Source organism: Streptomyces cinereospinus (assembly GCF_042430725.1).
Taxonomy (GTDB): Bacteria; Actinomycetota; Actinomycetes; order Streptomycetales; family Streptomycetaceae; genus Streptomyces; species Streptomyces cinereospinus.
The window spans coordinates 25,698-46,126 of the sequence record NZ_JBHMCY010000046.1 but is presented as its reverse complement, the minus strand read 5'-3'; the positions used below and the strand labels follow the sequence as shown (position 1 = coordinate 46,126).

Sequence of the window (20,429 nt, the reverse complement as noted above, 5' to 3'; positions counted from 1 at the left end):
GTCAGAGCTCCTCGGGGTGGGGGGCGCGGGGGTGGGCGGTCGGGCCGGGCCGGTCGGCCCAGTGCACCTCGGTGATGCGCAGTTCACGGCCCGCCAGCAGTTCGGTGGCACCGGCACCGCAGCCCGCGCAGACCATGTCGGGCGGCATCCCCGTGTCCCAGGTCCGCCCGCACGGCGCGCAGGACGCCCGGCCGGGCACGGACCGGGTGGTGAGCTCGGCGCCCTCCAGCACGGTCCCGGCGCAGGCCAGTCCGAAGCAGAATCCGAGCGCGTCGGGCACCACTCCGGCCAGCTCGCCGATCTCCAGGCGCACCTGCCGTACACCGGGCACGCCTCGGGCCTGTGCGGCCCGCTCGACCTGGTCCACGACCGACAGGGCGACGGACATCTCGTGCATCGGTCTCCGTCCCGGGCCCGCGGTTGTCTCCTGGGCGCCCATTACACGGCGGGGGCCGGGCGGCGGGCCGGGCGGCGCGCCGGGGTCACACGGATGCCTGGCCCGTTCGGTGCACCCGGCCCGCGCGCCCGGTCCGGCCGGTGTCACATACGGCGAATCCGCAGGTAGCGCCGGACGTCGGGCATGATGTGCGCGACGAACGCGGCGAGCGCGGTGGCGGCGGCAGCGCCGCTGACAAGACGCTTGTTCATGATGCTCTCCGTGAGGTGCGGGTGCGGGTGGGGGTGTCGGTGGTGATGCCGAGGGGAGCCGCCCCGGCGGCGCCCTCGGTGCCTGGTGCCGCGGCGGGCGACGTTCGCCCCGTCGCGGCGTCCGGCACGCTCCTCCACGGGCGAACGCTGCCTGCCACGGCACTAGACGACGGCTTCATCGCCCTCCTCCGCTGCGGCCGGATCGCGCAGCAGCCCGGCGACCAGACGCACCGCCCGGGGCAGCGCGGCGGCCACGGCCGGACTGAGGCCGATGCCCTCCTCGACGGTGGCGGGCTCGCACCCCACCACCAGCGTGCGCCGCGGCGGCACCGCGCCGGTGGCGGCGCACAGGGTGTCCAGCAGGGCCAGCACGGCGTCGGGCGGCATCCGGTGCCCGTCCGGCGCGGCCGCCCGCGGCGGCCGGCCACCGCCCGGGTCCGCCGCGTCGATCACGTACAGCGTCCCGGGCCGCCCGCCCCGCGCGGCAGCGTCGATCAGGATCAGGGTGTCGTATCCGTCGAGCAGCCGGTACGCCAGGTGCACCCCGCGGATGCCGATGTCGGCGACCTCGACGCCGGGCGGCAGGCCGCGCCCGGACAGCAGGCGCGCGGCCTCGACGCCGAAGCCGTCGTCGCCGAGGAAGACGTTGCCCACCCCGGCGACCAGGGTGCGCGGTGCGGCGGGGGCGGTCACGCGTCCTCCCCGGCCGGGGCGACGGCCACCTCGTCGGGCCGGAAGTACAGGAAACGCCCTTGCTCCCGGCGGATGTCGGCGCCCGGGTCGTCCTCGACGGTGACCGCGACGTGCACGCCGCCGTCGACGTCGTGCAGCACCGCCTCCACCAGGGCGTGCCGCCCGTCCAGGAACAGGTCCTGCGCGTCGGTGCGGCGCAGCCGGGGCCGCAGCACCACCCGGCAGCCCGCCCGCACCGGCTGCCCGTCGACCAGCACGTGGTCGCGGGCCGGATCGACGGAGGCGTCCGCGCCCGGGTCCCACCAGGGGGTGCCGGGGCGGGTGACGCCGCTCTGCCCGAACGGATCGTCGCCGCCGGGCGTACGGAACGCGGGCACGCCCTCGCCGGCCCGGGTGCCCGGCCCGGTGACCTCCCGCAGGCCGCGCACCGCCCCGTGCAGCCGCTCCAGCACCTCCGGCGGCATCGAGCCGGCCAGCTCGATCACCGCGGCGGCCCGGTCGTCGGTGCCCCTGGCCCGGCGTTTCTCCTCGTCGGTGAGGGCGGCGGTGCGCAGGGCGAGGATCTCGTCGATCTCCGTGGCGTCGTACAGGGCGCCGGGGCTCTCCGGGGCGATCGCCGGGTGGTCCTCCAGGATGATCGGCGAGGACAGCACCAGGTCGCCGCGGCCGGGCTCGCCGGCCAGCACCGGCCAGGTGTGCAGGTTGCGGCAGGCCGCGGCGGCGCCCCTGGCCCACTCCGGCGGATCGGTCAGCGACAGGAACCGCCCGGCGTCCAGGCACAGCAGCGTGTGGCACGCGACCAAGGACCGGGGCAGGGCCGCGTCCCGGCCGGCGTCCGCGCCGGGCAGCCAGTCGGCGGTGTTCTCCACCACCACGCTGAGCCGCCGGGTCCGGTACGGCCCGTCCAGTTCGCTCACCGACAGCCGCAGCGTGCCGCTGATCTCCTCGCGGCGCCGCACCAGGCGGCCCACGACCCGGCCGGCGGCGTCGGTCACGGCCTCGGTGGCCTCGGCGGCGGGCCGGTGGAACGGCACGACGGTGTCGCCGTCCGTCAGCTCCGCCACCGGCACCACGAGCCGCACCCGTTCCTCGTGCCCCTCGTCCCAGGGCACCAGCACCCTTTCCTCCAGCGCCAGTTCGGGCACCGTCTCGTACCCGCCGCCCGCGCAGGCCCGCTGCACGGTGCGCCGCCGGGCGTGCAGGAAGCGCACCTCCACCGCGAGCGAGGCACCGGGTCGGGGCTCCATCAGCAGCTCGGTGTGCTGGAAGTCGTGCTCCTCGGTGGCCGCGCTCCACGCCGGCGGCACCAGCACGCCGAACTGCCAGCGCAGCCGGTTCTTCGCGGCGCAGGCACGGTACGGGTAGAGCACGTACCCCTCGAAGAGGACGGCGTCGGCGACCTGCCGGGCGACGGCCAGGCGGGCCTCCGTCCCGGGACGGAAGGTCGTCGTGGTCACGGTGTCCTCTCCCCGGCCGCCGCCATGAGCGACTCGACGGTCGCCTGCCACGAGGGCAGCGCGTGCCGCGACCGGTAGGCCAGCAGGGCGTCCATGGTGTCGTGCGGCAGCCGGATCCAGCCGGAGCCCGGGAAGTGCTGGTCCACCATCTCCCGCCAGGTCTTCACCGGCATCCCGTACCGGGCCTCCTTGTCCCAGGGCACCGGCTCGACCCGGAAGCCGCCCTCGCCGGTGAAGGCGGTGCCGGCGAACAGCATCAGCAGCGGCACCTCGCCCTCCTCCAGCGCGTGGAAGTAGCGGGCGGACGCGATGTCCATGTCGTAGGTGCAGGGCACGGCGACATCGGTCTCGGTCTCGCCGGAGAACCCGGGCACCATCACCTGCACCTGGGCGAACTGCACCGGGTTCAGGCTGCTGCCCCACCGGGACCGTTCACCGAACAGGTCGGTCAGCGCCGCCGCCTCGGCGTCGGCGTAGCCGCGCCGGGCGGGCTCCAGGCGGATCTGGCAGCGCAGCGCCAGCGCGTGCACCCGGGTCGGCGGGGAGGTGGTGACCCGCAGCCGGAACACCAGCGTCGGCCCCACGGCGTACGGGTCGGCGCGCACCCCCGTGCACGCGAACGCGAAGTCGGTCACCACCGGCCCCCTCGCGGCTCACGGGCCCGCTCACGGACGTGCGCGAAGAACGCCTCCAGGTCGGCACGGGCCTCCGCGCCACCGTCGAAGCCCTGCCAGCGCAGCCGCATCCGGCCCACCAGTTCGTAGCAGATGTCGATCGGGACCAGGCAGCACTCGACGCGGCCCGCGTGGCGGCGCAGCAGCAGCGCCTCCACGTCGGGCGCGAGCAGCCCGGCCAGCTCGGTGCCGGCCAGCACGGACTGCCAGCACCGCGGGTCGAGTTCGCTCTCGGTCGCCCCGGCCGGGCTGGGGTACAGGGCGACCAGCCGGCCGAGCGCCGAGTTGCGGAAGAAGAAGGCCACGCCGACGGGGATGCCGAGCCGCTCCCAGGCCTGCTCGTCGATGCGGTGGCCGGGGTCGCGCAGGTACCGGCCGGGCACGGTGCGGAACCGGCCGCGGGTGCCGCCGGAACGGTCCAGCAACTGGGCGCACGGGTCGCAGGCGCACGCCAGCGCCCGCTGCTCGGTGTCGACCAGGTGCCGGTGGCGGGCGTCGGCGAGGGGTGCCGAGCACAGCTCGCAGCGCTCCTCGCGGGGCGGCCGCGGAGCGGTGAAGCGGCGCAGTCCCCGGGGCCGGGGGCCGGGCCGCAGGCGCTCCGGGCCGGTCTGCGGGGCGCTCACCGCGTCGTGGCCGGGGGACGGCCGCCCGTCGGGGCACCGGGCGGCGCGGACCCGATCTGCAGCAGCACGGGCTCCCGCACCGGATCCTCCACCTGCACCGAGGCCACCTCCGGCGCGAAGCACGCCAGCGTGTCCCGGGCCGCCTGTTCGAGCCCGGCCCCGCCGCCGCAGCCGCAGCCGCCGGAGCCGATGGGCCGCAGCCGCAGCACGCCGGTGGCCGGGTCGAACCCGGCGTTCTCGACGGGCTGCGACAGGCCGCCGAGCGCGCGGGCGATCCGGGCGCGGCTGTCCTCCGGGTGCAGCCCGTGCAGCACCAGCAGGCTCGCCACCAGTTCGTCGCCGAGCAGGGCGTCGAGCGCTCCGGCGGCCTCCGGGTCGTGTTCGACCAGGTCCAGGACGCGGGCCAGGCCGGCGCCGTAGAACTCCATCAGGACGCGGACGAGTTCCTCGGCCGCCTCGCACACCGTGCGGTCGCCGGAGCCGGCGAGCCGGTCGAGGATCTCCTCCACGAGCCGGCCGGCCGTCTCCGCGGTCACCGTGCCGCGCGTGCCGCTCATCCGGCCAGCCCGCTCAGCCCGGTGGGCACGTGCATCGCCTTCGTGGTCCGGCCGTCACCGACGTACATGTGCACCCCGCACGGCAGGCACGGGTCGAAGCTGCGCACGGCGCGCATGATGTCGATGCCCTTGAAGTTCTCCGGCGGGTTCTCCTCGAAGATCGGGGTGTTCTGCACCGCGTCCTCGTACGGTCCCGGCGTGCCGTAGGTGTCGCGGGTGGAGGCGTTCCACGGGGTCGGCGGGTACGGGTGGTAGTTGGCGATCTTGCCGTCCCGGATGACCATGTGGTGCGAGAGCACCCCGCGCACCGCCTCGGTGAAGCCGACGCCGATCGACTCGTCCGGCACGTCGAACTTCTCCCACGTCTGGGTCCGTCCGGCGCGCACCTCGGCGAGGCCCATCTCCGCGCTGTGCAGCGCCACCGCGGCGGCGTACGCCTGGAAGTAGGTGCGGGCGCGGTTGCGCTCGATGGCGTTGCTCCACCGCGGGATCCGCCACTCGAAGGTGGTCTCCGGCTTGGTGAGCGTGCGCGGCAGGTTGATGACCACGCTGTGCCCGGTGGCCTTGACGTACCCGATGTCCACCAGTCCCGACAGGGCGGTCGACCACAGGCGGGCGAGGGGGCCGCCGCCGGTGTCCAGCGGCAGGTGGTCCTTGCCGTCGAACCAGCGCGGGGACATCACCCAGCTGTACTTGCCGTCGAAGTCCCGCTTCTGCGGGGCCGGGATGGTGTGCTGGTTCCACGGGTGGCGCGGGTCGACCGGGTTGCCGAGCGGGTCGTGGGTGACGAACTGCTCCTGGCCGACCCAGTCCTCGTAGTACGAGCTGCCGAGCAGGATGCGGATGCCGAGGTTGATCTCGGTGAGGTCGTTGGTCACCAGCCTGCCGTCCACGATGACGCCCGGGGTGACGAACATCCGCCGTCCCCAGTCCGTCATGTTGGCGTAGGTGAAGTCGCAGTACTCGGGGTCGTTGAACGCGCCCCAGCAGCCCAGCAGCACCCGGCGCCGGCCGACCTCCTCGTAGCCGGGCAGCGCCTCGTAGAAGAAGTCGAACAGGTCGTCGTGGAGCGGCACGACCCGCTTCATGAATTCCAGGTACCGCATCAGGCGGGTCAGGTAGTCCGTGAAGAGCTGCACCGAGCCGATGGTGCCGACGCCGCCCGGGTACAGCGTGGAGGGGTGCACATGGCGACCCTCCATCAGGCAGAACATCTCGCGCGTGTAGCGGCTCACCGAGAGCGCCTCGCGGTAGAACTCGCCCTCCAGCGGGTTCAGCGCGCGCATGATGTCGGCGATGGTGCGGTAGCCGTGGTCGGCGGCGTGCGGCGCCTCGGTGCGCTCGGCGAGTTCCACCACGCCCGGGTTGGTCTCGCGGACCATCTTCTCGCAGTAGTCGACCCCGACCAGGTTCTCCTGGAAGATGTTGTGGTCGAACATGAACTCCGCGGACTCGCCGCAGTTGATGATCCACTCACCGAGGTGCGGCGGCTTCACGCCGTACGCCATGTTCTGCGTGTACACCGAGCAGGTGGCGTGGTTGTCGCCGCAGATGCCGCAGATGCGGCTGGTGATGAAGTGCGCGTCGCGCGGGTCCTTGCCCCGCATGAAGACGCTGTAGCCGCGGAAGACCGACGACGTGCTGTAGCACTCGGCGACCCGCTTCTGCTTGAAGTCGATCTTCGCGTGGATGCCGAGGCTGCCCACGATCCGGGTGATCGGGTCCCACGCCATCTCCACCAGGCCGGTGCCGTCACCGGACGTCGTCGAGGTCGCCATGGTGTCTGTGATGCCCTTCGGTCGGTCGGGTCTGCGAGGGGGGAAGCGGCTGGGAGCGCGGTCACCAGGGCGGGCGGTAGCCGGTGGTGATCTCCCGGCCGGTGTGCCGCCACTTGGGCTCCTTGTCCACGGTCTTCGCCGTGATGGAGCGCAGCTTGCGGATGACCGCGCCGTACGCACCGCTGGCGGTGCTGGAGAGCCTGCCGCCGGGCGGCTCGTCCATGAACGGCATGAACTTGTCGGGGAAGCCGGGCATCGTGCAGGCGATGCAGATGCCGCCCACGTTCGGGCAGCCGCCGATGCCGGCCATCCAGCCCCGCTTGGGCACGTTGCACTTCACGACCGGACCCCAGCAGCCGATCTTGACCAGGCACTTGGGCGAGTCGTACTCCATCGCGAACTGGCCCTGCTCGTAGTAGCCGGCCCGGTCGCAGCCCTCGTGCACGGTCGCGCCGAACAGCCAGGTCGGCCGGAGCTTGTCGTCCAGCGGGATCATCGGCGCCGACCCGGCCGCCTGGTAGAGCAGGTACGTCAGCGTCTCGGCGAAGTTGTCCGGCTGGATCGGGCAGCCCGGCACGCACACGATCGGGATGCCCGCCTTCGACTTCCAGTCCCAGCCCAGGTAGTCGGGCACCCCCATCGCGCCGGTCGGGTTGCCGGCCATGGCGTGGATGCCGCCGTACGTGGCGCAGGTGCCGATCGCGACGACGGCCAGCGCCTTGGGGGCGAGCCGGTCGATCCACTCGCTGGTGGTGATGGGCTGGCCGGTCTCCGGGTCGTCGCCGAAGCCGCACCAGTAGCCCTCCTGCTTGATCGACTCGTTCGGGACGGATCCCTCGATCACGAGCACGAACGGGTCGATCTCGCCGCGTTCACCCTTGAAGAACCACTCGATGAACGTGTCCGCGCCGCCGACCGGACCGCACTCGAAGTCGATCAGCGGCCAGTGCACCGCGATCTTCGGCAGCCCCGGCAGCGCCCCCAGGGCGATCTCCTCGATGCTCGGCTGCATGGCGGCCGTCAGGGCGACCGAGTCGCCGTCGCAACTCAGCCCGGCGTTGATCCAGAGGATGTGGATCGGCTCCTCGTCGGTGCCGGGCGAGCCGGCCGCGCCCGGCTGCTGAGCCGTGGTCGGCGATGCTGCGTTCATCAACTGCCTCCCGGGGAGGAAAAGCGTGCAAAGCCGACGGATCGGCTCGTGTTCCCGCTAAGCGTCGGCCAGCGCGGCCGCCACCGCATCCGTGACCACCGGCTCGGCCGCTGTCCGCTCCTTGCGGACGAAGGCCCTGCGCAGCGTGTGGTACGGCGCGTCGGGGTCCGAGAAGATCCTGCGCATGCGGGCCAGTTCCCGCTCCCGGACCGCCGCCAGCGGGGTGACGGCCTCCCGGCGCCCGGCCTCGGCCCGCTTCGCGGCCAGCCGCGCCGGGACGCGCCCGGACGCCGCCAGGCGGTGGGCCAGAAGAGTGACCTCGGCCGTGAAGTGCGACGGGGCGCAGTGGACCACCCGGTCGGCCAGCCCGATCTCCCGGGCCCGGGCGGCGGTGACCGGCAGCGCCTCCTGGGTGAGCCGCTCCGCCATGGCCGTGCCGACCCGCCGGGGCAGGCTGTACGTCCAGTACTCGGAGCCGTACAGGCCCATGCGCCGGTAGTGCGGATTGAGCACCGAGCCCGACCGGCACCACACCTCGTCGGCGGCCAGCGCCAGCATCACGCCGCCGGCCGCGGCGTTGCCGCCGAGCGCGCACACCACCAGCCGGCCGGTCGTGGTGAGCACCGCCTCGACCAGGTCGTTCATCGCGTTGATGTTGGCCCACGACTCCGCGGCCGGATCGGCGGCGGCCTCGATGACGCCCAGGTGGATCCCGTTGGAGAAGAAGTCGCGCCCGGCGCCCAGCACCAGCACGGAGACCGGCCGCCGGCACGCCGCCCGGTAGGCGGCCAGCAGGCGCCGGCACCGGTCGGTGGACATCGCGCCGCCGGGGAACGAGAACGACAGGACCCCGACCGCTCCGTCCTCCCGGTAGCGGATGTCGGACCAGGTGGTGTCCCGCGCGACCGGCAGCGGCGGCAGCCGCCCGCCCAGCGCGGTCACGGCGGGCAGCTTGCAGGCTCGCGGGGCGCCGGGCGCCGTTCGGTGTCGCAGCTCGGGGATCCACACCGCGCCGTCGGCCGTGGCCCGGCAGATCGCCCCCGCCCGGGTCGCCAGCAGTGCCCCGGGGCGCCCGCGCAGCCGGAGTTCGGGGTGGCCGCCGTGCAGGAACCACTCGCCGCCCAGCAGTCGGTCGAGCACGCCGGGCTGGGAGTCGGCGGCGCGCAGGGTGCGCAGCACGGTGCCGGTGGAGTCGTCGGACCAGGAGATCCGCCGGTCCTCCTGGCGCATCGCGGGCCGGGTCCGCGCGCCGGGGGTGCCGGGCGAGGTGTCCTGGTCCCGCGGTGTGTGGCGGCCGGAGGCGAACCGTTCCACGGCCAGCAGCACCGCCGCGACGGCCGCGTCGGACACCTCGTTGCGGTACAGGTCGCTCTTGCCGACCCGGGGGACGGGGCAGGAGGCGGTCGCCCACACCGGCCCGGCGTCCATCTCCTGGTCCGCCTGGAGCACGGTCACGCCCCACGCGTCCACGCCCTCCTGGACGGCCCAGTCCAGCGAGGAGGGCCCCCGGTCGCCGACGGGTCCGGGGTGGACGATCAGGCAGGTGTGCTCCGCCCACACGTCGCGCGGGACGACGGCCTTCAGCATCGGCGCCACGACCAGGTCGGGGGAGTGCCGCCGGACGGCCGCCCGCACGTCGTCGCCGCGCGGCGTCACCTCGACGGCGACCGGGTGCCCGCGCTCGCGCAGCTCGGCGTCCACCCGCTGGGTGAGGCTGTTGTAGGCACTGCCGATGAGCAGGATGCGCATGCCCGTGATGGTCGTACAGAAGCCTCGGCGGGCCTCGGCGCGAATTGCGCCGGTCACCCGGAGGAGGCCGGTTCCCCGCCGTCTGGCCGCCGACCATTGGCCGGACACGGCCAGAAAGGTCCGGCATGCCGGTCATGACGGTAAGTGGAAGAATCGCTTCCGTCCGGGCACCAGGAGCGTGCCCCTCCCGACAGCGGACAGGCAGGTCGGCGCATGTCCAAGGAACAGAAGTCATCGAAGCCGTCCCGCGGCGGCGGGCCGAGCAGGCACGAGGGGACCGAGCACCACGGCTGGTCCCCCGACGTCGACGAGACGCGGCAGCAGGACAACCCCAGCGCTCGGCGCTCCTTCCATGCCGGGGAGCACGCGCCGAAGCCCGGGCCGGGCCGCCGGAAGTCCAAGGAGGAGCGCACGTCCGTCCCCGGCGACGTGGCCGGCAGTGAGGGGCGCAGCGGCGAGGACTACGCCGAAGAGCCCGACCGGGGCATGCGGGACACCGGCCGCCGGGGCCGCTCCGGCCGCCCCAGCGGCACCAAGGACGACGAGGCCTTCACCGGCGTCGACCCCGACGACTCCGAGCCCGGCCCCCGCCCGGGCTGACCGCCCCGGCCGCCGGGCCCGTGCGGCACAGGGTCAGGTCCCGTGCCGCACGGGCGGTTCGCGGTGTCACCGGCGGACCGTGGTGACGCGGCGGACGGCCTCGCGGGTCAGCGCCCGGTCGTGGGGTTCGCGGGCCAGCGCCCGGTGCAGGATCAGGCCCTCGACGAGGGCGTCGAGCTGGCGGGCCGTGCCGGGGTCGAAGTGCTTCTCCAGATGGGCCCGGCTGCGCCGCATCCAGGTGTGGGTGAGCTCCCGGTAGGCGGGCCGGCGGGCCGCCAGCGTGTACAGCTCCTGGGTGAGCACGAGGTCCCGCCGGCTCCCCTCGGACAGGGCGTGGACGAGGCCGGTCACCGCCTCGCGCGCCGCGTCGCGGTCGGCCGCCCCGCCGAGGTGGGCGTCGAAGACGTCCACGATGTGGTCGGTGAACCGGCCGAACGCCTCCCGCAGCAGCTCCTCCATGCCGCTGAAGTGGTACGTCATCGACCCCAGCGGGACACCGGCACGCTCGGCGATCTTCCGGTGGGAGACCCCGCCGACGCCCTCCTCGGCGATGACGTCGAGGGTGGCCGCGAGGATGCGTTCCCGCCGCTGCGGGTCGGTGTGCCCGGTCGCCATGGCAGGGGCCCTCAGAGGGTGCGGACCTGGCGGGCGGGGTTGCCGACGGCGACGACGCCCGCGGGCACGTCCTTCGTCACCACGGCGCCCGCGCCGATCACGCAGTCGTCGCCGACGGTGACGCCGGGCAGCACGATGGCGCCGCCGCCGAGCCACACGTTGTTCCCGATGGTGATCGGGCGGGCGGTCTCCAGCTTGTCGCGCCGGGGCCCCGGCTCCAGCGGGTGGGTGGGGGTCAGCAGCTGGACGTTCGGCCCGATCTGGCAGTCCTCGCCGATGGTGATCGCCGCGACGTCCAGTGCCGTGAGGTGGTAGTTGACGAAGGTGCGGGCGCCGATGGCGATGTTGCTGCCGTAGTCGACGTGCAGCGGCGGCCGTACGTGCACCTCCTCGCCCACCGCGCCGAGCAGCTCTCGGAGGATCGGCAGGGCCGCGCCGGCGTCCTCGGCGTAGGCGGCCTGGAAGCGGGCGGCCAGCCGCACGGCCCGCTGCTGCCTGCGGGCCATCTCGGGATCGTCGGCGATGTAGAGGTCGCCCGCGAGCATGCGCTCCAGGTGCGAACGGGGGTCATCAGCGAAGTGGTCCGTCGGCATGCGTACGATCGTACACTCAAGGCGTACGTTCGTACACTCGCCGTCGGCAGGGGCTGCGGGCGTGCGGCCCCGCGGGTCAGGCCCGGCCCGCCGGGTCCTGGTCGTCCGGGGAGGGCCGGCCGGGACCCTGCCCGGCCCCGGCCCGCGCCGCGGACCCGCGGCGGCGCAGGCGGGTGGCGACGGGTTCGGCGTAGCGGGCGGTGAGCGGGCCGACGAGGACCAGCAGGAAGACGTACGCCGTGGCCAGCGGGCCCAGGGCGGGCTCGATCCCGGCGGTGACGGCGAGCCCGGCGATGACGATGGAGAACTCGCCGCGCGCCACCAGCGTGCCGCCCGCCCGCCAGCGGCCCTTCCGCGCCACGCCCGCACGGCCGGCGGCCCAGTGCCCGGTGGCGATCTTGGTCAGGGTGGTGACCACGGCCAGGGCGAGGGCGGGCAGCAGCACCGGCGGAATGCTCGCCGGGTCGGTACTGAGGCCGAAGAAGACGAAGAACACGGCGGCGAACAGGTCCCGCAGCGGCGCGAGCAGGCTGTACGCCCCCTGGGCGACCTCGCCGGACAGCGCGATGCCGACCAGGAACGCGCCCACGGCCGCGGACACCTGCACCTGCTGGGCGAGCCCGGCGATCAGCAGGGTGAGCCCCAGGACGACCAGCAGCAGCTTCTCCGGGTCGTCGCTGGAGACGAACCGCGAGATGAGGCGGCCGCAGCGCACCGCCAGGACCAGGACGACGGCGGCGGCGCCGAGCGCGATGGCCAGCGTGACGCCGCCGGCCACCGGCCCGGTGCCCGCCAGCAGGGCCGTGAGGACCGGCAGGTACAGGGCCATGGAGAGGTCCTCGAGGACCAGGATGCTCAGCACCACCGGGGTCTCCCGGTTGCCCAGCCGGCCCAGGTCGCCCAGGATCTTGGCGATCAGGCCGGAGGACGAGATCCAGGTGACGCCCGCCAGGACGACGGCCGCGACCGGACCCCAGCCGAGCAGCAACGCCAGCGCCGCGCCCGGCAGGGCGTTGAGGGCGGCGTCGACCAGCCCGGCCGGGTAGTGCGCCCGGAGGTTGGAGACCAGGTCGCTGGCCGTGTACTCCAGGCCGAGCATCAGCAGCAGCAGGATGACGCCGATCTCGGCGCCGACGGCGATGAACTCCTCGCTGGCCCCCAGTGGCAGCAGCCCGCCCTGGCCGAAGGCGAGCCCGGCCAGCAGGTACAGGGGGATCGGCGGCATCCGCAGCCGCCCGGCGCACCGGCCCAGCAGGCCCAGGGCGAGGATGACCGCCCCGAACTCGATGAGGAACACGGCGGAGGAGTGCACGGCGGCTCACTCCCGCCCGAGGATGCCGGCGGCCGCCTCCACGCCCTCACGGGTGCCGATCACGATCAGTGTGTCGCCGCCGGCCAGCCGGAAGTCCGGCGCGGGGGAGGGGATCGCCTCGGCCCGGCGCAGCACGGCCACGACCGAGGCGCCGGTCGCGGCGCGGATCCGGGTCTCGCCGAGCAGCCGTCCGTTCCAGTACGCGGTCATGGACAGCTCGATCCGCTCCGCCACCAGCCCCGGACCGGTGGTGGACAGCACGTTCGGTGTGTGGTGCGCGGGCAGCAGCGCGTCGACGAGGGCGGCCGCCTCCTCGGTGGTCAGCCGCACGGACAGGGCGCAGTCGTCCGGGTCGTCCCTGCGGTACGCGCTCAGGGTCCGCTCCCCGTCGCGGTGGGCGACGACCGACAGGTGCCGGCGTTCGTGAGTGGTCAGGTCGTAACGGACACCGATCCCCGGCAGCGGCGTACTGCTCAGTCGTGTCGCGCCCATGGCGGCCCCCTCTCTCGCGGGGCACCTGCGGCGGCCGCCGTGGTGACGCGCTCGGGCGCCCCGGCTCGGGCCTGTGCCCACCATCGTAGGTGCCGTGGCCGGGCCCGCACGGCGGTGTCGGTCCGGCTCCCGGGCGGCGAGGGGCGACGTGGCCCTCCCGGACCTTTGCTCGTCCTTTACCATGGGGGCGGGCGTCGACGACGCCCGTCCCGACCTACGAGAAGGAGCCACGTTCCCGCAATGGGTGAGCCTCCCAGTACCAGCCGTGCCATGCCCCACCCACGCCACGCCAGTGAGGGAACGGGGGTGGCACGGTGACCGAGGTCCTGCTGCTCCTGCTGGCCCTCCTGCTCACACTGGCCTGCGCGGTCTTCGTGGCCGCCGAGTTCTCCCTGACCACCGTCGAGCGCGGGGACCTGGAGCGGGCCGCCGCCGCGGGTGAACGCGGCGCCGAGGGCGCCCTGAAGGCCGTACGCCGTCTGACGGTGCAGCTGTCCGGCGCCCAGCTCGGCATCACCGTCACCTCCCTGGTGATCGGCATGCTCGCCGAGCCGTCCCTCGCGGCGCTGCTGCGCGGGCCGCTGGCGGCGGCCGGCCTCGGCGGCGCGGCGTCCACCGCGGCGACCGTGCTCGGCGTGGCCGTGTCCACCATGGTGCTGATGGTGGTCGGCGAGCTGGTGCCGAAGAACTGGGCGATCTCCCGCCCGCTGGCCGTCGCGAAGGTGGTGGCGGGCCCGCAGCGCGGCTTCACGGCCGCCTTCGGGCCGTTCATCCGGCACCTGAACGGCACCGCGAACCGCTTCGTCCGCCGCTTCGGCCTGGAGCCCGCCGAGGAGCTGGCCTCCGCCCGCAGCCCCGAGGAACTGGTCGCGCTCGCCCGGCACTCCGCCGCCGAGGGCGCGCTGGAGGCCGACTCCGCCGAGCTCTTCGTGCGCACCCTGCACCTCGGCGAGCTGACCGCGGAGAACGTCATGACCCCCCGGGTCGACGTCAAGGCCCTGGAGGCGCGGGCCACGGCCGCCGACGCCGCGAACCTCACGCACGCCACCGGCCTGTCCCGCTTCCCGGTCTACCGCGACACCCTGGACGACGTCATCGGCACCGTCCACATCCGCGACGTCCTGGCGCTGGCGCCGGACCGGCGCGCGGTCACACCGGTCACCGAGCTGGCCACCGCGCCCCTGCTGGTGCCCGACAGCCTGACCGCGGACCGGCTCCTGGACCGGCTGCGCACCACCCGCACGATGGCCGTGGTCATCGACGAGTACGGCGGCACGGCGGGCGTGGCGACGATGGAGGACATCGTCGAGGAGGTCGTCGGAGAGGTCCGCGACGAGCACGACCCCGTCGAGGTCCCCGACCTGCTGCCCACCCCGGCGGCCGCGGACGGGCGCCCGGCCTGGGAGGCGGACGGCTCCGTCCGCATCGACCAGCTCGCCGGGATAGGACTGACGGCCCCCGAGGGTCCGTACGAGACCGTGGCCGGCCTGGTCGCCACCCGGCTCGCGCGCATCCCCGCGAAGGGCGACGTCCTCGACCTGGACGACGGCTGGCGCCTGGACGTCCTCGACGTCGACCACCACCGCGCCGGCCGCGTGCTCATCACCGCACCCGCCCGGACGCCGGTCCGCACCGCGACCACGGGCGGCTCGACGGGGGAGGCGTCCCGATGACCGTGCTGCAGCTCGCCGTCGGCGCCCTGACCCTGCTGACCAACGCCTTCTTCGTCGGCGCCGAGTTCGCCCTGATCTCCGTGCGGCGCAGCCAGATCGAGCCGCGCGCGAAGGCGGGCGACACCCGGGCCCGGATGACGATGTGGGCCCTGGAGCACCTGTCCGCGATGATGGCCACCGCCCAGCTCGGCATCACCGTCTCCTCGCTGGTGCTGGGCGCGGTCGCCGAACCGGCCATCGCGCACCTGCTGGAACCCGCCTTCGAGGCGGCCCACGTCCCGCACGGGCTGGTGCACCCGATCGCGTTCGTCATCGCCCTCTCCGCGGCGACGTACCTGCACATGCTGATCGGTGAGATGGTCCCGAAGAACATCGCCCTCGCGGCGCCCGTGCCGACCGCGCTGCTGCTCGGCCCGCCGCTCGTCGCCCTCACCCGGGCGCTGCGCCCGGTGGTGTTCGGCATCAACGCCTTCGCCAACACGCTGCTGAAGCTGCTGCGGGTCGAGCCGAAGGACGAGGTGGAGGCGGTCTTCACCGACGACCAGCTCGCGCGGATGGTCGTCGACTCCAGCGCGGCCGGACTGCTGTCGCCCGCCGACGGCGAGCGGCTGCGCGACGCCCTGGAGCTGGGCACCCGACCGGTGGGCGAGATCCTCGTCCCCGTGCCGCGGATGCACACCGTCGGCCACACCGTCACCCCGGCCGAACTGGAGCGGATCGCCGCCGGGGCGGGCTACTCCCGCTTCCCCGTCAGCGGCCCGAACGGCAGCCTCCTGGGCTACCTGCACATCAAGGACACCCTCGGGGTCGCCTACCGCGACCGGCCCTTCCCGCGCGAGGCGCTGCACCGGGTCACCCGGGTCCGCATCGACACCCCGCTGGACGACACCCTGACCGCCCTGCGGGCCGACGGCAGCCACCTGGCCGCGGTCACCGGCGCCACGGGCGCCGTCCTCGGGTTCGTGACCATGGAGGACGTCCTGTCCGAGCTGGTCGGCCCGGCGCCCGCGACGGCCTGACCGGGCGGCCGTCCCGCGACGGCCGCCCGGCGTGCGCGGGGCTCAGCAGCCGCCGCAGTTGTAGTACGTCACGTCCCAGTGGTTGCCCTCGTCGGCGTAGACGTTGCCGGAGCCGGACCGCCACTGCGGGGCGCCGTCACCGCGCACTCCGATGTAGGTGAAGGTGTTCTTGATGTAGTTGCCGACGCAGGTGTACTTGCTGTAGTCGAGCTTGTAGCCGTTCCAGTGCGAGTACGTCCCCGAGGCGTGCCCGGTCTCGGTGCCGCCGGTGATGTTCAGCGCGCAGCCGCTGGCCTGCTTCAGCGTCTGCGCGCCCTGGGCGCTGGCGAGGTTCAGCTGCTCGAACGACGTACAGGCCGGGTTGTTGCGGTCGGAGCAGTTTCCGGAGGACGACCAGGTGATGCCTGCCTGGCGGAACATCGAGGTCGCGGTGGCGTGACTGATCTTGGTGGCGGCGTGCGCCGGGCCCGCGGTCCCGACGACGGCGACGCCGGGCGCGACGACGAGCGCGAGAGCGGTCAGCGCGGAACGGACCTGGAGGGCCTTCGAGGCCTTGAGCGGCTGCATGGGGTGACCTTCCTGCGGGGGCCATGCTTCCTGCGGGGCGGCTGTGCAGGTGGAGCCGAACGATCGTGCCCGAGGTCTACGCGCGTGCACCAGAGGACAAAACGGAACACGGAGGGCCGCGGACCGGCCGGGAAGGCGTCAGGCGGCGTACGACTCGAGCGTGCCCCGGCGCCGGACGTCCAGGGTCGCGCAGTGGAACGAGCCGCCGAACGGCGCGTAGTGCAGCAGATCGCAGGGGATCGGCTCGAAGCCCCAGCTCTCCAGCGCCCGCAGCATGGCCGTGTGGTGGCGCTCCGCGATGACCCGCTTCTCGTCGACCATCAGCACGTTCATGCTGAGCCACTTGCCGCACATCGACGTGAGCCTCAGCAGCCGGTCGTCGATCGGCCTGGGCTCGGGGGCGATCAGGACGTCCCACGAGCCCAGCACGTCGGGCAGCCGGTCGACGTCGACGTAGTCGGGATTGACCAGCACCTTGCCGGGGGCCAGGAGCACGAACGTGGTGTCGATGTGCATGGGCGTACGGCAGCGGCTCTCGATCTCGTGGATGCGGTAGCCGGGGCCGAGATGCCGGCGCAGCCAGTCGATGCCCATCCGGTTCGTGACATTGCTCCGGGTGACGAACAGGTCCCGTCCCGCACGCACGAAGTCGGCCGCGTCGAAGACGGGCTCGAACTCGGTGAGGATGTAGCGCATGGGCTCGCCGGCCCGGGGGATGCGGAAGTCCGGCTCGAACAGTTCGTCGGTGAGCTGCGGCTTCGGCGCCGCCGTCCAGCGCGCGCCGCGCCGGAAGTAGTCCTTGAGGACCGGGCGGTAGGAGTGGGTCTCGAAGTACCGGGACGGCCAGGCCATCGGCGTCTCGATGATCTCGTCGCCGATCACCAGCATGCTGTCGCGCGGACAGGTGTTGCAGAAGCCGCGCGACGACCAGTCGGGGGTGGCGTAGCGCCGCCTGTGGTCGACCGCCTCCGGGCGCCGGACCGTGATGCCGAGCGACTCCAGCAGGGCGACGAACCGGTCGAGCTCCTCCTGTGCCCGCTCGACCAGCGTCTCCGGGTACCTGAATCCGGCGGCCAGTCTCTGCAGCCGCGCCGCCCAGGGCGGGATGTTGCAGGTCACCACCGGGTGCCCGGAGGGGATCGTCGCGCCCTCCAGACGCCCGACGATGATCTCCTCCAGCGGATCCCACTCGTTGTGCGAGTTCACGGGCGAGACGAGCGGTTCCTGTCCGGCGTCGGCCGTCGCCGTCGCGATGTCGGTCCTCTGCGTCACCGCCATGCTCAACCGCTTTCGATCACCGGACGGTAATAACTCAATGCGACTCATATGTTACCCAAAGTGAACGGAAGTAGCCGTGCCCGCCTCCGGCGATCCGCCGGGCGCCGTACGCGTCCCGCACCGGCGGGGCGGGTACGCGGTCGGGGAAGAACCGGATGCTCCCACACGCGAGGCCGCGAGCCGGGGAAGAAGTTGATGTCGATGATTTCCGACATGGTTCTGGTGCCCACGGACGAGGCGATGCTTCCGGGCGACCTCGTCGTGCCGGCGCCCGCGCGGGCGGTGGTGCTGTTCGCGCACGGCAGCGGCAGTTCACGGCACAGCTCGCGCAACCGGACGGTCGCCGCCGAGCTGCGCACCGCGGGCATGGGCACGCTGCTGATGGACCTCCTCAGTGAGCGGGAGGAACGGCACGACGCGCTGACCGGCGAGCACCGCTTCGACATCCCGTTCCTGGGCCGCCGACTGGTCGCCGCCATCGACTGGCTGGACACCCAGGACGACACCCGCGGGCTCCCGGTCGTCGTCTTCGGCGCCAGCACCGGCGCGGCGGCGGCCCTGGTCGCCGCCGCCGAACGCCCGGACCGGGTGCTGACCGTCGTGTCCCGCGGCGGACGGCCCGACCTGGCGGGCGACGCGCTGGACGCCGTACGGGTGCCGGTGCTGCTGATCGTCGGCGGCGAGGACCGCGAGGTGCTGCGGCTCAACCAGGAGGCGGCCGGCCGGCTGCGCGCCCCGCACGCGCTGCACGTGGTACCGGGGGCCACCCACCTGTTCGAGGAGCCCGGGGCGCTGGAGGACGTCGCCGACGCCGCCCGGCGGTGGTGCGGCAGGCACCTGCGCGCCGAGCGGCCCCGGCCGGCGCACGGCGAACCCTGAGCGCGGTGGTGCCTACTGCGCGGGCTCGTCGGTCCGCGCCGCGAGCGGCAGCGCGCGGATGCCGGCGGGCAGGGCGCCGGTCGGCTTGCGCATCTCCTCGGGTGAGACGGCGGCGTCGAGGGCCTCCGCCAGCGCGGCGCAGTAGCGCAGTGCCGTGTCCTTCGTGGTGCCGGCCCGGGCCGCGACGCGGTCCGCGAAGGCCGTCAGGCCGAACCGCTCCCCGGCGCCGCCCGGCCGCCCGTCCGAGGCGGCCGAGGCGGTCGCTTCGCGGACGCAGGCCGCCAGGTCCCGCGGCAACTGGGCGGCCAGATGGCCGGCGAGCCCGGTGGGCAGCCGTTCCGCCGGCGTCCGGAGCACGGACCGGGTCGCGAGTTCACCGGACCGCGGTCCGGGAGGTGCGCGAGGGCCTGCACCTTGCCGGTCGTTTCGTCGTGCCGCATGCTCCAGGCTCCCTTCCCGCGCCCCCGCCGCCCCCGCTCTCCGTCAGCCCTCCTCGGTCTGCTCGGTCTGCTCGGTCTGCTCGACCCCGGACAGCGGAGCGCCTCCCGAGGTCCCGCCCCGGTCCCCGTAGCCCTCGGCGGCACTGGCCGTACCGGGCACCACGCGGTCCCGGGGCCGGCTTTCGGCCCCGGAGTGGGCCCCCGGCTCCGCCGCGTCGCGGGCCCGCGCGGGGCCGCCGTCCGCCCCGCCGGGCAGCGGTCGCTCCTCCTCGTCGGCGTCGTCGCGCTCCCCTTCCGCCTGGGACGGAGTGGTCCGGGGCGGGTCGGCGGCACGCCGGCCCGGGTCGCGTGTGAACTCGGCGCCCAGGTCGTCGTCCCGCTCGCCCTCGGCCTGGGACGGTGTCTGCTCACTCATCGGTCTGCCTCCGGGTGTTCGTCCGGTGCCGTCGCCCGGCGTGCTAGGGCAGCGGCGTGCCACCGGTCGCGTTGAGGATCTCGCCCGTGATGAAGCTGGCCTCCTGGGAGGCCAGGTAGACGTAGGCCGGTGCCAGTTCGGCGGGCTGCGCCGGGCGGCCCAGCGGGCTCTGCTTGCCGAACTCCGCGGTGTCCGGCATCGTCGCGGGGATCAGCGGCGTCCACACCGGGCCGGGCGCGACCGCGTTGACGCGGATCCCGCGCTCCGCGAGCATCTGGGCCAGCCCCTGGGTGAAGGTCACGATCGCGCCCTTGGTCATCGCGTAGTCCAGCAGATGCGGGCTGGGCTTGTACGCCTGCACCGAGGTCGAGTTGACGACACTGCCGCCTTCCGGGATGTGCGGCAGGGCGAACTTCGTCAGCCAGAACATCCCGTAGAGGTTGGTGCGCATCACCCGGTCGAACTGCTCGGTCGGGATCGCCTCGATCCCGTCCGGCTGCGACATCTGGTACGCGGCGTTGTTCACCAGCACGTCGATGCGGCCGAACTCGGCGACCGCCCGCTCGATCAGCGCGCGGCAGTTCTCCTCCTCGCGGATGTCGCAGGAGACCGCGACCGCCTTGCGGCCGGCGTCCTCCACCAGCCGGGCGGTCTCGCGCGCCTCGTTCTCCTCCTCCTGGAGGTGGGTGAAGAGCACGTCCGCGCCCTCCCGGGCGAAGGCGAGCGCCACGGCCCGGCCGATTCCGGAGTCCCCGCCCGTGATGACGGCCTTGCGGTCCGTGAGGCGGCCCGTGCCGCGGTAGGAGTCCTCACCGTGGTCCGGCGGCGGGTCCATGGGGCCGGTCCAGCCGGGGTGGGGCTGGTCCTGCGACGGGAACTCGGGCGTCGGGTGCTGGGTCGCCGGATTCTGGCGGGTGTGCTGCGGGTCGGTCACGTCGGCCTCCTGCCTTCCGTACGGGTTCGACGAGCGCACGAGTTCCACCCGTCCCCCTCCGGAAAACGTGATCTCCACCGGGCCGTGCGGAAACGGCGCCCGGCCGTGCGGGTACGGCGCCCGGCCGCGTGGAAACGGCGCCCGGCCGTGCGGAAACGGCGCCCGGCCACGCGGGTATGGGGCCTGGCCACGCGGGTACGGCGCCCGGCCGTGCGGAAACGGCGCCCGGCCACGCGGGTATGGGGCCTGGCCACGCGGGTATGGGGCCTGGCCACGCGGGTAT

Annotated in this window: 23 protein-coding genes; 4 read left to right on the top strand and 19 right to left on the bottom strand. The window is 74.0% G+C overall.

Annotated elements, in window-relative coordinates:
• Position 1: 1 nt before the first annotated feature.
• The 10 genes from ACFF45_RS22815 to ACFF45_RS22770 all read right to left on the bottom strand — a co-directional run bounded on the left by ACFF45_RS22815 (position 2) and on the right by ACFF45_RS22770 (position 9,329).
• Positions 2 to 397 (bottom strand): hydrogenase maturation nickel metallochaperone HypA/HybF, encoded by a 396-nt coding sequence (locus tag ACFF45_RS22815; protein ID WP_381348292.1) that lies wholly within the window; start codon positions 395 to 397, stop codon positions 2 to 4.
• 143 nt (positions 398 to 540) lie between these two features.
• Positions 541 to 648 carry a DUF6893 family small protein gene (locus ACFF45_RS22810; RefSeq protein ID WP_381348291.1) on the bottom strand — a complete coding sequence of 36 codons (108 nt, stop codon included), beginning with the start codon at positions 646 to 648 and terminating at the stop codon, positions 541 to 543.
• A 162-nt stretch (positions 649 to 810) separates the two neighbouring features.
• Complete coding sequence (locus tag ACFF45_RS22805; protein WP_381348290.1) at positions 811 to 1,341, bottom strand: hydrogenase maturation protease; 531 nt, start codon at positions 1,339 to 1,341, stop codon at positions 811 to 813.
• Positions 1,338 to 2,798 carry a hypothetical protein gene (locus ACFF45_RS22800; protein ID WP_381348289.1) on the bottom strand — a complete coding sequence of 487 codons (1,461 nt, stop codon included), beginning with the start codon at positions 2,796 to 2,798 and terminating at the stop codon, positions 1,338 to 1,340. The genes ACFF45_RS22805 and ACFF45_RS22800 overlap by 4 nt, the downstream gene beginning before the upstream one ends.
• On the bottom strand, positions 2,795 to 3,433 hold the full coding sequence (locus ACFF45_RS22795) for a DUF6084 family protein (RefSeq protein ID WP_381348288.1): 639 nt from the start codon (positions 3,431 to 3,433) through the stop codon (positions 2,795 to 2,797). Before ACFF45_RS22795 ends, ACFF45_RS22800 begins: the two co-directional genes overlap by 4 nt.
• Positions 3,430 to 4,095 (bottom strand): DUF5947 family protein, encoded by a 666-nt coding sequence (locus ACFF45_RS22790; RefSeq protein WP_381348287.1) that lies wholly within the window; start codon positions 4,093 to 4,095, stop codon positions 3,430 to 3,432. The genes ACFF45_RS22795 and ACFF45_RS22790 overlap by 4 nt, the downstream gene beginning before the upstream one ends.
• Positions 4,092 to 4,652, bottom strand: a complete 561-nt coding sequence (locus ACFF45_RS22785) for a NifU-related iron-sulfur-binding protein (protein ID WP_381348286.1) — start codon at positions 4,650 to 4,652, stop codon at positions 4,092 to 4,094. Before ACFF45_RS22785 ends, ACFF45_RS22790 begins: the two co-directional genes overlap by 4 nt.
• Positions 4,649 to 6,430, bottom strand: a complete 1,782-nt coding sequence (locus ACFF45_RS22780) for a nickel-dependent hydrogenase large subunit (RefSeq protein ID WP_381348285.1) — start codon at positions 6,428 to 6,430, stop codon at positions 4,649 to 4,651. The genes ACFF45_RS22785 and ACFF45_RS22780 overlap by 4 nt, the downstream gene beginning before the upstream one ends.
• A gap of 61 nt (positions 6,431 to 6,491) precedes the next feature.
• The gene (locus ACFF45_RS22775) at positions 6,492 to 7,580 is read right to left on the bottom strand and encodes an NADH-quinone oxidoreductase subunit B family protein (protein WP_381348284.1); all 1,089 of its coding nucleotides are present in this window, start codon (positions 7,578 to 7,580) and stop codon (positions 6,492 to 6,494) included.
• Between the two features lie 57 nt (positions 7,581 to 7,637).
• Positions 7,638 to 9,329, bottom strand: coding sequence for an enoyl-CoA hydratase-related protein (locus ACFF45_RS22770; protein WP_381348283.1), 1,692 nt, complete (start codon positions 9,327 to 9,329; stop codon positions 7,638 to 7,640).
• 213 nt (positions 9,330 to 9,542) lie between these two features.
• Between ACFF45_RS22770 and ACFF45_RS22765 the strand changes: the two genes are divergently transcribed.
• Positions 9,543 to 9,929 (top strand): hypothetical protein, encoded by a 387-nt coding sequence (locus ACFF45_RS22765; protein WP_381348282.1) that lies wholly within the window; start codon positions 9,543 to 9,545, stop codon positions 9,927 to 9,929.
• 66 nt (positions 9,930 to 9,995) lie between these two features.
• Here the strand turns inward: ACFF45_RS22765 and ACFF45_RS22760 are convergent, their stop codons facing one another.
• From ACFF45_RS22760 to ACFF45_RS22745, 4 genes are all read right to left on the bottom strand, one after another.
• On the bottom strand, positions 9,996 to 10,544 hold the full coding sequence (locus ACFF45_RS22760; RefSeq protein WP_381348281.1) for a TetR/AcrR family transcriptional regulator: 549 nt from the start codon (positions 10,542 to 10,544) through the stop codon (positions 9,996 to 9,998).
• A gap of 11 nt (positions 10,545 to 10,555) precedes the next feature.
• Positions 10,556 to 11,137 carry a sugar O-acetyltransferase gene (locus ACFF45_RS22755; RefSeq protein WP_381348280.1) on the bottom strand — a complete coding sequence of 194 codons (582 nt, stop codon included), beginning with the start codon at positions 11,135 to 11,137 and terminating at the stop codon, positions 10,556 to 10,558.
• 76 nt (positions 11,138 to 11,213) lie between these two features.
• Positions 11,214 to 12,449, bottom strand: coding sequence for a cation:proton antiporter (locus ACFF45_RS22750; RefSeq protein WP_381348279.1), 1,236 nt, complete (start codon positions 12,447 to 12,449; stop codon positions 11,214 to 11,216).
• Positions 12,450 to 12,455: 6 nt separating this feature from the next.
• Positions 12,456 to 12,941 (bottom strand): cation:proton antiporter regulatory subunit, encoded by a 486-nt coding sequence (locus tag ACFF45_RS22745; RefSeq protein ID WP_381348278.1) that lies wholly within the window; start codon positions 12,939 to 12,941, stop codon positions 12,456 to 12,458.
• A 314-nt stretch (positions 12,942 to 13,255) separates the two neighbouring features.
• Here ACFF45_RS22745 and ACFF45_RS22740 point away from each other — a divergent pair, with 314 nt between their 5' ends.
• Together ACFF45_RS22740 and ACFF45_RS22735 are read left to right on the top strand one after the other, a co-directional pair.
• Entirely contained in the window at positions 13,256 to 14,614 is a 1,359-nt protein-coding gene (locus tag ACFF45_RS22740; RefSeq protein WP_381348277.1) for a hemolysin family protein, read from the top strand.
• Complete coding sequence (locus ACFF45_RS22735; RefSeq protein WP_381348276.1) at positions 14,611 to 15,633, top strand: hemolysin family protein; 1,023 nt, start codon at positions 14,611 to 14,613, stop codon at positions 15,631 to 15,633. The genes ACFF45_RS22740 and ACFF45_RS22735 overlap by 4 nt, the downstream gene beginning before the upstream one ends.
• 42 nt (positions 15,634 to 15,675) lie before the next feature.
• On the opposite strand, the gene ACFF45_RS22730 is transcribed toward ACFF45_RS22735, so the two are convergent.
• Both ACFF45_RS22730 and ACFF45_RS22725 read right to left on the bottom strand, forming a co-directional pair.
• Positions 15,676 to 16,200, bottom strand: coding sequence for a hypothetical protein (locus tag ACFF45_RS22730; RefSeq protein WP_381348275.1), 525 nt, complete (start codon positions 16,198 to 16,200; stop codon positions 15,676 to 15,678).
• Positions 16,201 to 16,338: 138 nt separating this feature from the next.
• On the bottom strand, positions 16,339 to 17,478 hold the full coding sequence (locus ACFF45_RS22725; protein ID WP_381348274.1) for an amidinotransferase: 1,140 nt from the start codon (positions 17,476 to 17,478) through the stop codon (positions 16,339 to 16,341).
• 201 nt (positions 17,479 to 17,679) lie between these two features.
• Between ACFF45_RS22725 and ACFF45_RS22720 the strand changes: the two genes are divergently transcribed.
• Positions 17,680 to 18,357 carry a dienelactone hydrolase family protein gene (locus ACFF45_RS22720; protein ID WP_381348305.1) on the top strand — a complete coding sequence of 226 codons (678 nt, stop codon included), beginning with the start codon at positions 17,680 to 17,682 and terminating at the stop codon, positions 18,355 to 18,357.
• Between the two features lie 12 nt (positions 18,358 to 18,369).
• Here ACFF45_RS22720 and ACFF45_RS22715 read toward each other — a convergent pair whose 3' ends face one another.
• From ACFF45_RS22715 to ACFF45_RS22705, 3 genes are all read right to left on the bottom strand, one after another.
• Positions 18,370 to 18,714 (bottom strand): DUF2267 domain-containing protein, encoded by a 345-nt coding sequence (locus tag ACFF45_RS22715; RefSeq protein ID WP_381348273.1) that lies wholly within the window; start codon positions 18,712 to 18,714, stop codon positions 18,370 to 18,372.
• A gap of 126 nt (positions 18,715 to 18,840) precedes the next feature.
• Positions 18,841 to 19,212, bottom strand: a complete 372-nt coding sequence (locus ACFF45_RS22710; protein ID WP_381348272.1) for a hypothetical protein — start codon at positions 19,210 to 19,212, stop codon at positions 18,841 to 18,843.
• Positions 19,213 to 19,255: 43 nt separating this feature from the next.
• Entirely contained in the window at positions 19,256 to 20,146 is an 891-nt protein-coding gene (locus ACFF45_RS22705) for an SDR family oxidoreductase (RefSeq protein WP_381348271.1), read from the bottom strand.
• Positions 20,147 to 20,429 lie beyond the last annotated feature (283 nt).

Bases quoted from the DNA above. Each gene is read 5' to 3' on its own strand.
- ACFF45_RS22815 (WP_381348292.1), bottom strand. From the start codon at position 397: ATGCACGAGATGTCCGTCGCCCTGTCGGTCGTGGACCAGGTCGAGCGG.
- ACFF45_RS22810 (WP_381348291.1), bottom strand. From the start codon at position 648: ATGAACAAGCGTCTTGTCAGCGGCGCTGCCGCCGCCACCGCGCTCGCC.
- ACFF45_RS22785 (WP_381348286.1), bottom strand. From the start codon at position 4,652: ATGAGCGGCACGCGCGGCACGGTGACCGCGGAGACGGCCGGCCGGCTC.
- ACFF45_RS22780 (WP_381348285.1), bottom strand. From the start codon at position 6,430: ATGGCGACCTCGACGACGTCCGGTGACGGCACCGGCCTGGTGGAGATG.
- ACFF45_RS22775 (WP_381348284.1), bottom strand. From the start codon at position 7,580: ATGAACGCAGCATCGCCGACCACGGCTCAGCAGCCGGGCGCGGCCGGC.
- ACFF45_RS22770 (WP_381348283.1), bottom strand. From the start codon at position 9,329: ATGCGCATCCTGCTCATCGGCAGTGCCTACAACAGCCTCACCCAGCGG.
- ACFF45_RS22765 (WP_381348282.1), top strand. From the start codon at position 9,543: ATGTCCAAGGAACAGAAGTCATCGAAGCCGTCCCGCGGCGGCGGGCCG.
- ACFF45_RS22760 (WP_381348281.1), bottom strand. From the start codon at position 10,544: ATGGCGACCGGGCACACCGACCCGCAGCGGCGGGAACGCATCCTCGCG.
- ACFF45_RS22755 (WP_381348280.1), bottom strand. From the start codon at position 11,137: ATGCCGACGGACCACTTCGCTGATGACCCCCGTTCGCACCTGGAGCGC.
- ACFF45_RS22745 (WP_381348278.1), bottom strand. From the start codon at position 12,941: ATGGGCGCGACACGACTGAGCAGTACGCCGCTGCCGGGGATCGGTGTC.
- ACFF45_RS22735 (WP_381348276.1), top strand. From the start codon at position 14,611: ATGACCGTGCTGCAGCTCGCCGTCGGCGCCCTGACCCTGCTGACCAAC.
- ACFF45_RS22730 (WP_381348275.1), bottom strand. From the start codon at position 16,200: ATGCAGCCGCTCAAGGCCTCGAAGGCCCTCCAGGTCCGTTCCGCGCTG.
- ACFF45_RS22725 (WP_381348274.1), bottom strand. From the start codon at position 17,478: ATGGCGGTGACGCAGAGGACCGACATCGCGACGGCGACGGCCGACGCC.
- ACFF45_RS22720 (WP_381348305.1), top strand. From the start codon at position 17,680: ATGATTTCCGACATGGTTCTGGTGCCCACGGACGAGGCGATGCTTCCG.
- ACFF45_RS22710 (WP_381348272.1), bottom strand. From the start codon at position 19,212: ATGAGTGAGCAGACACCGTCCCAGGCCGAGGGCGAGCGGGACGACGAC.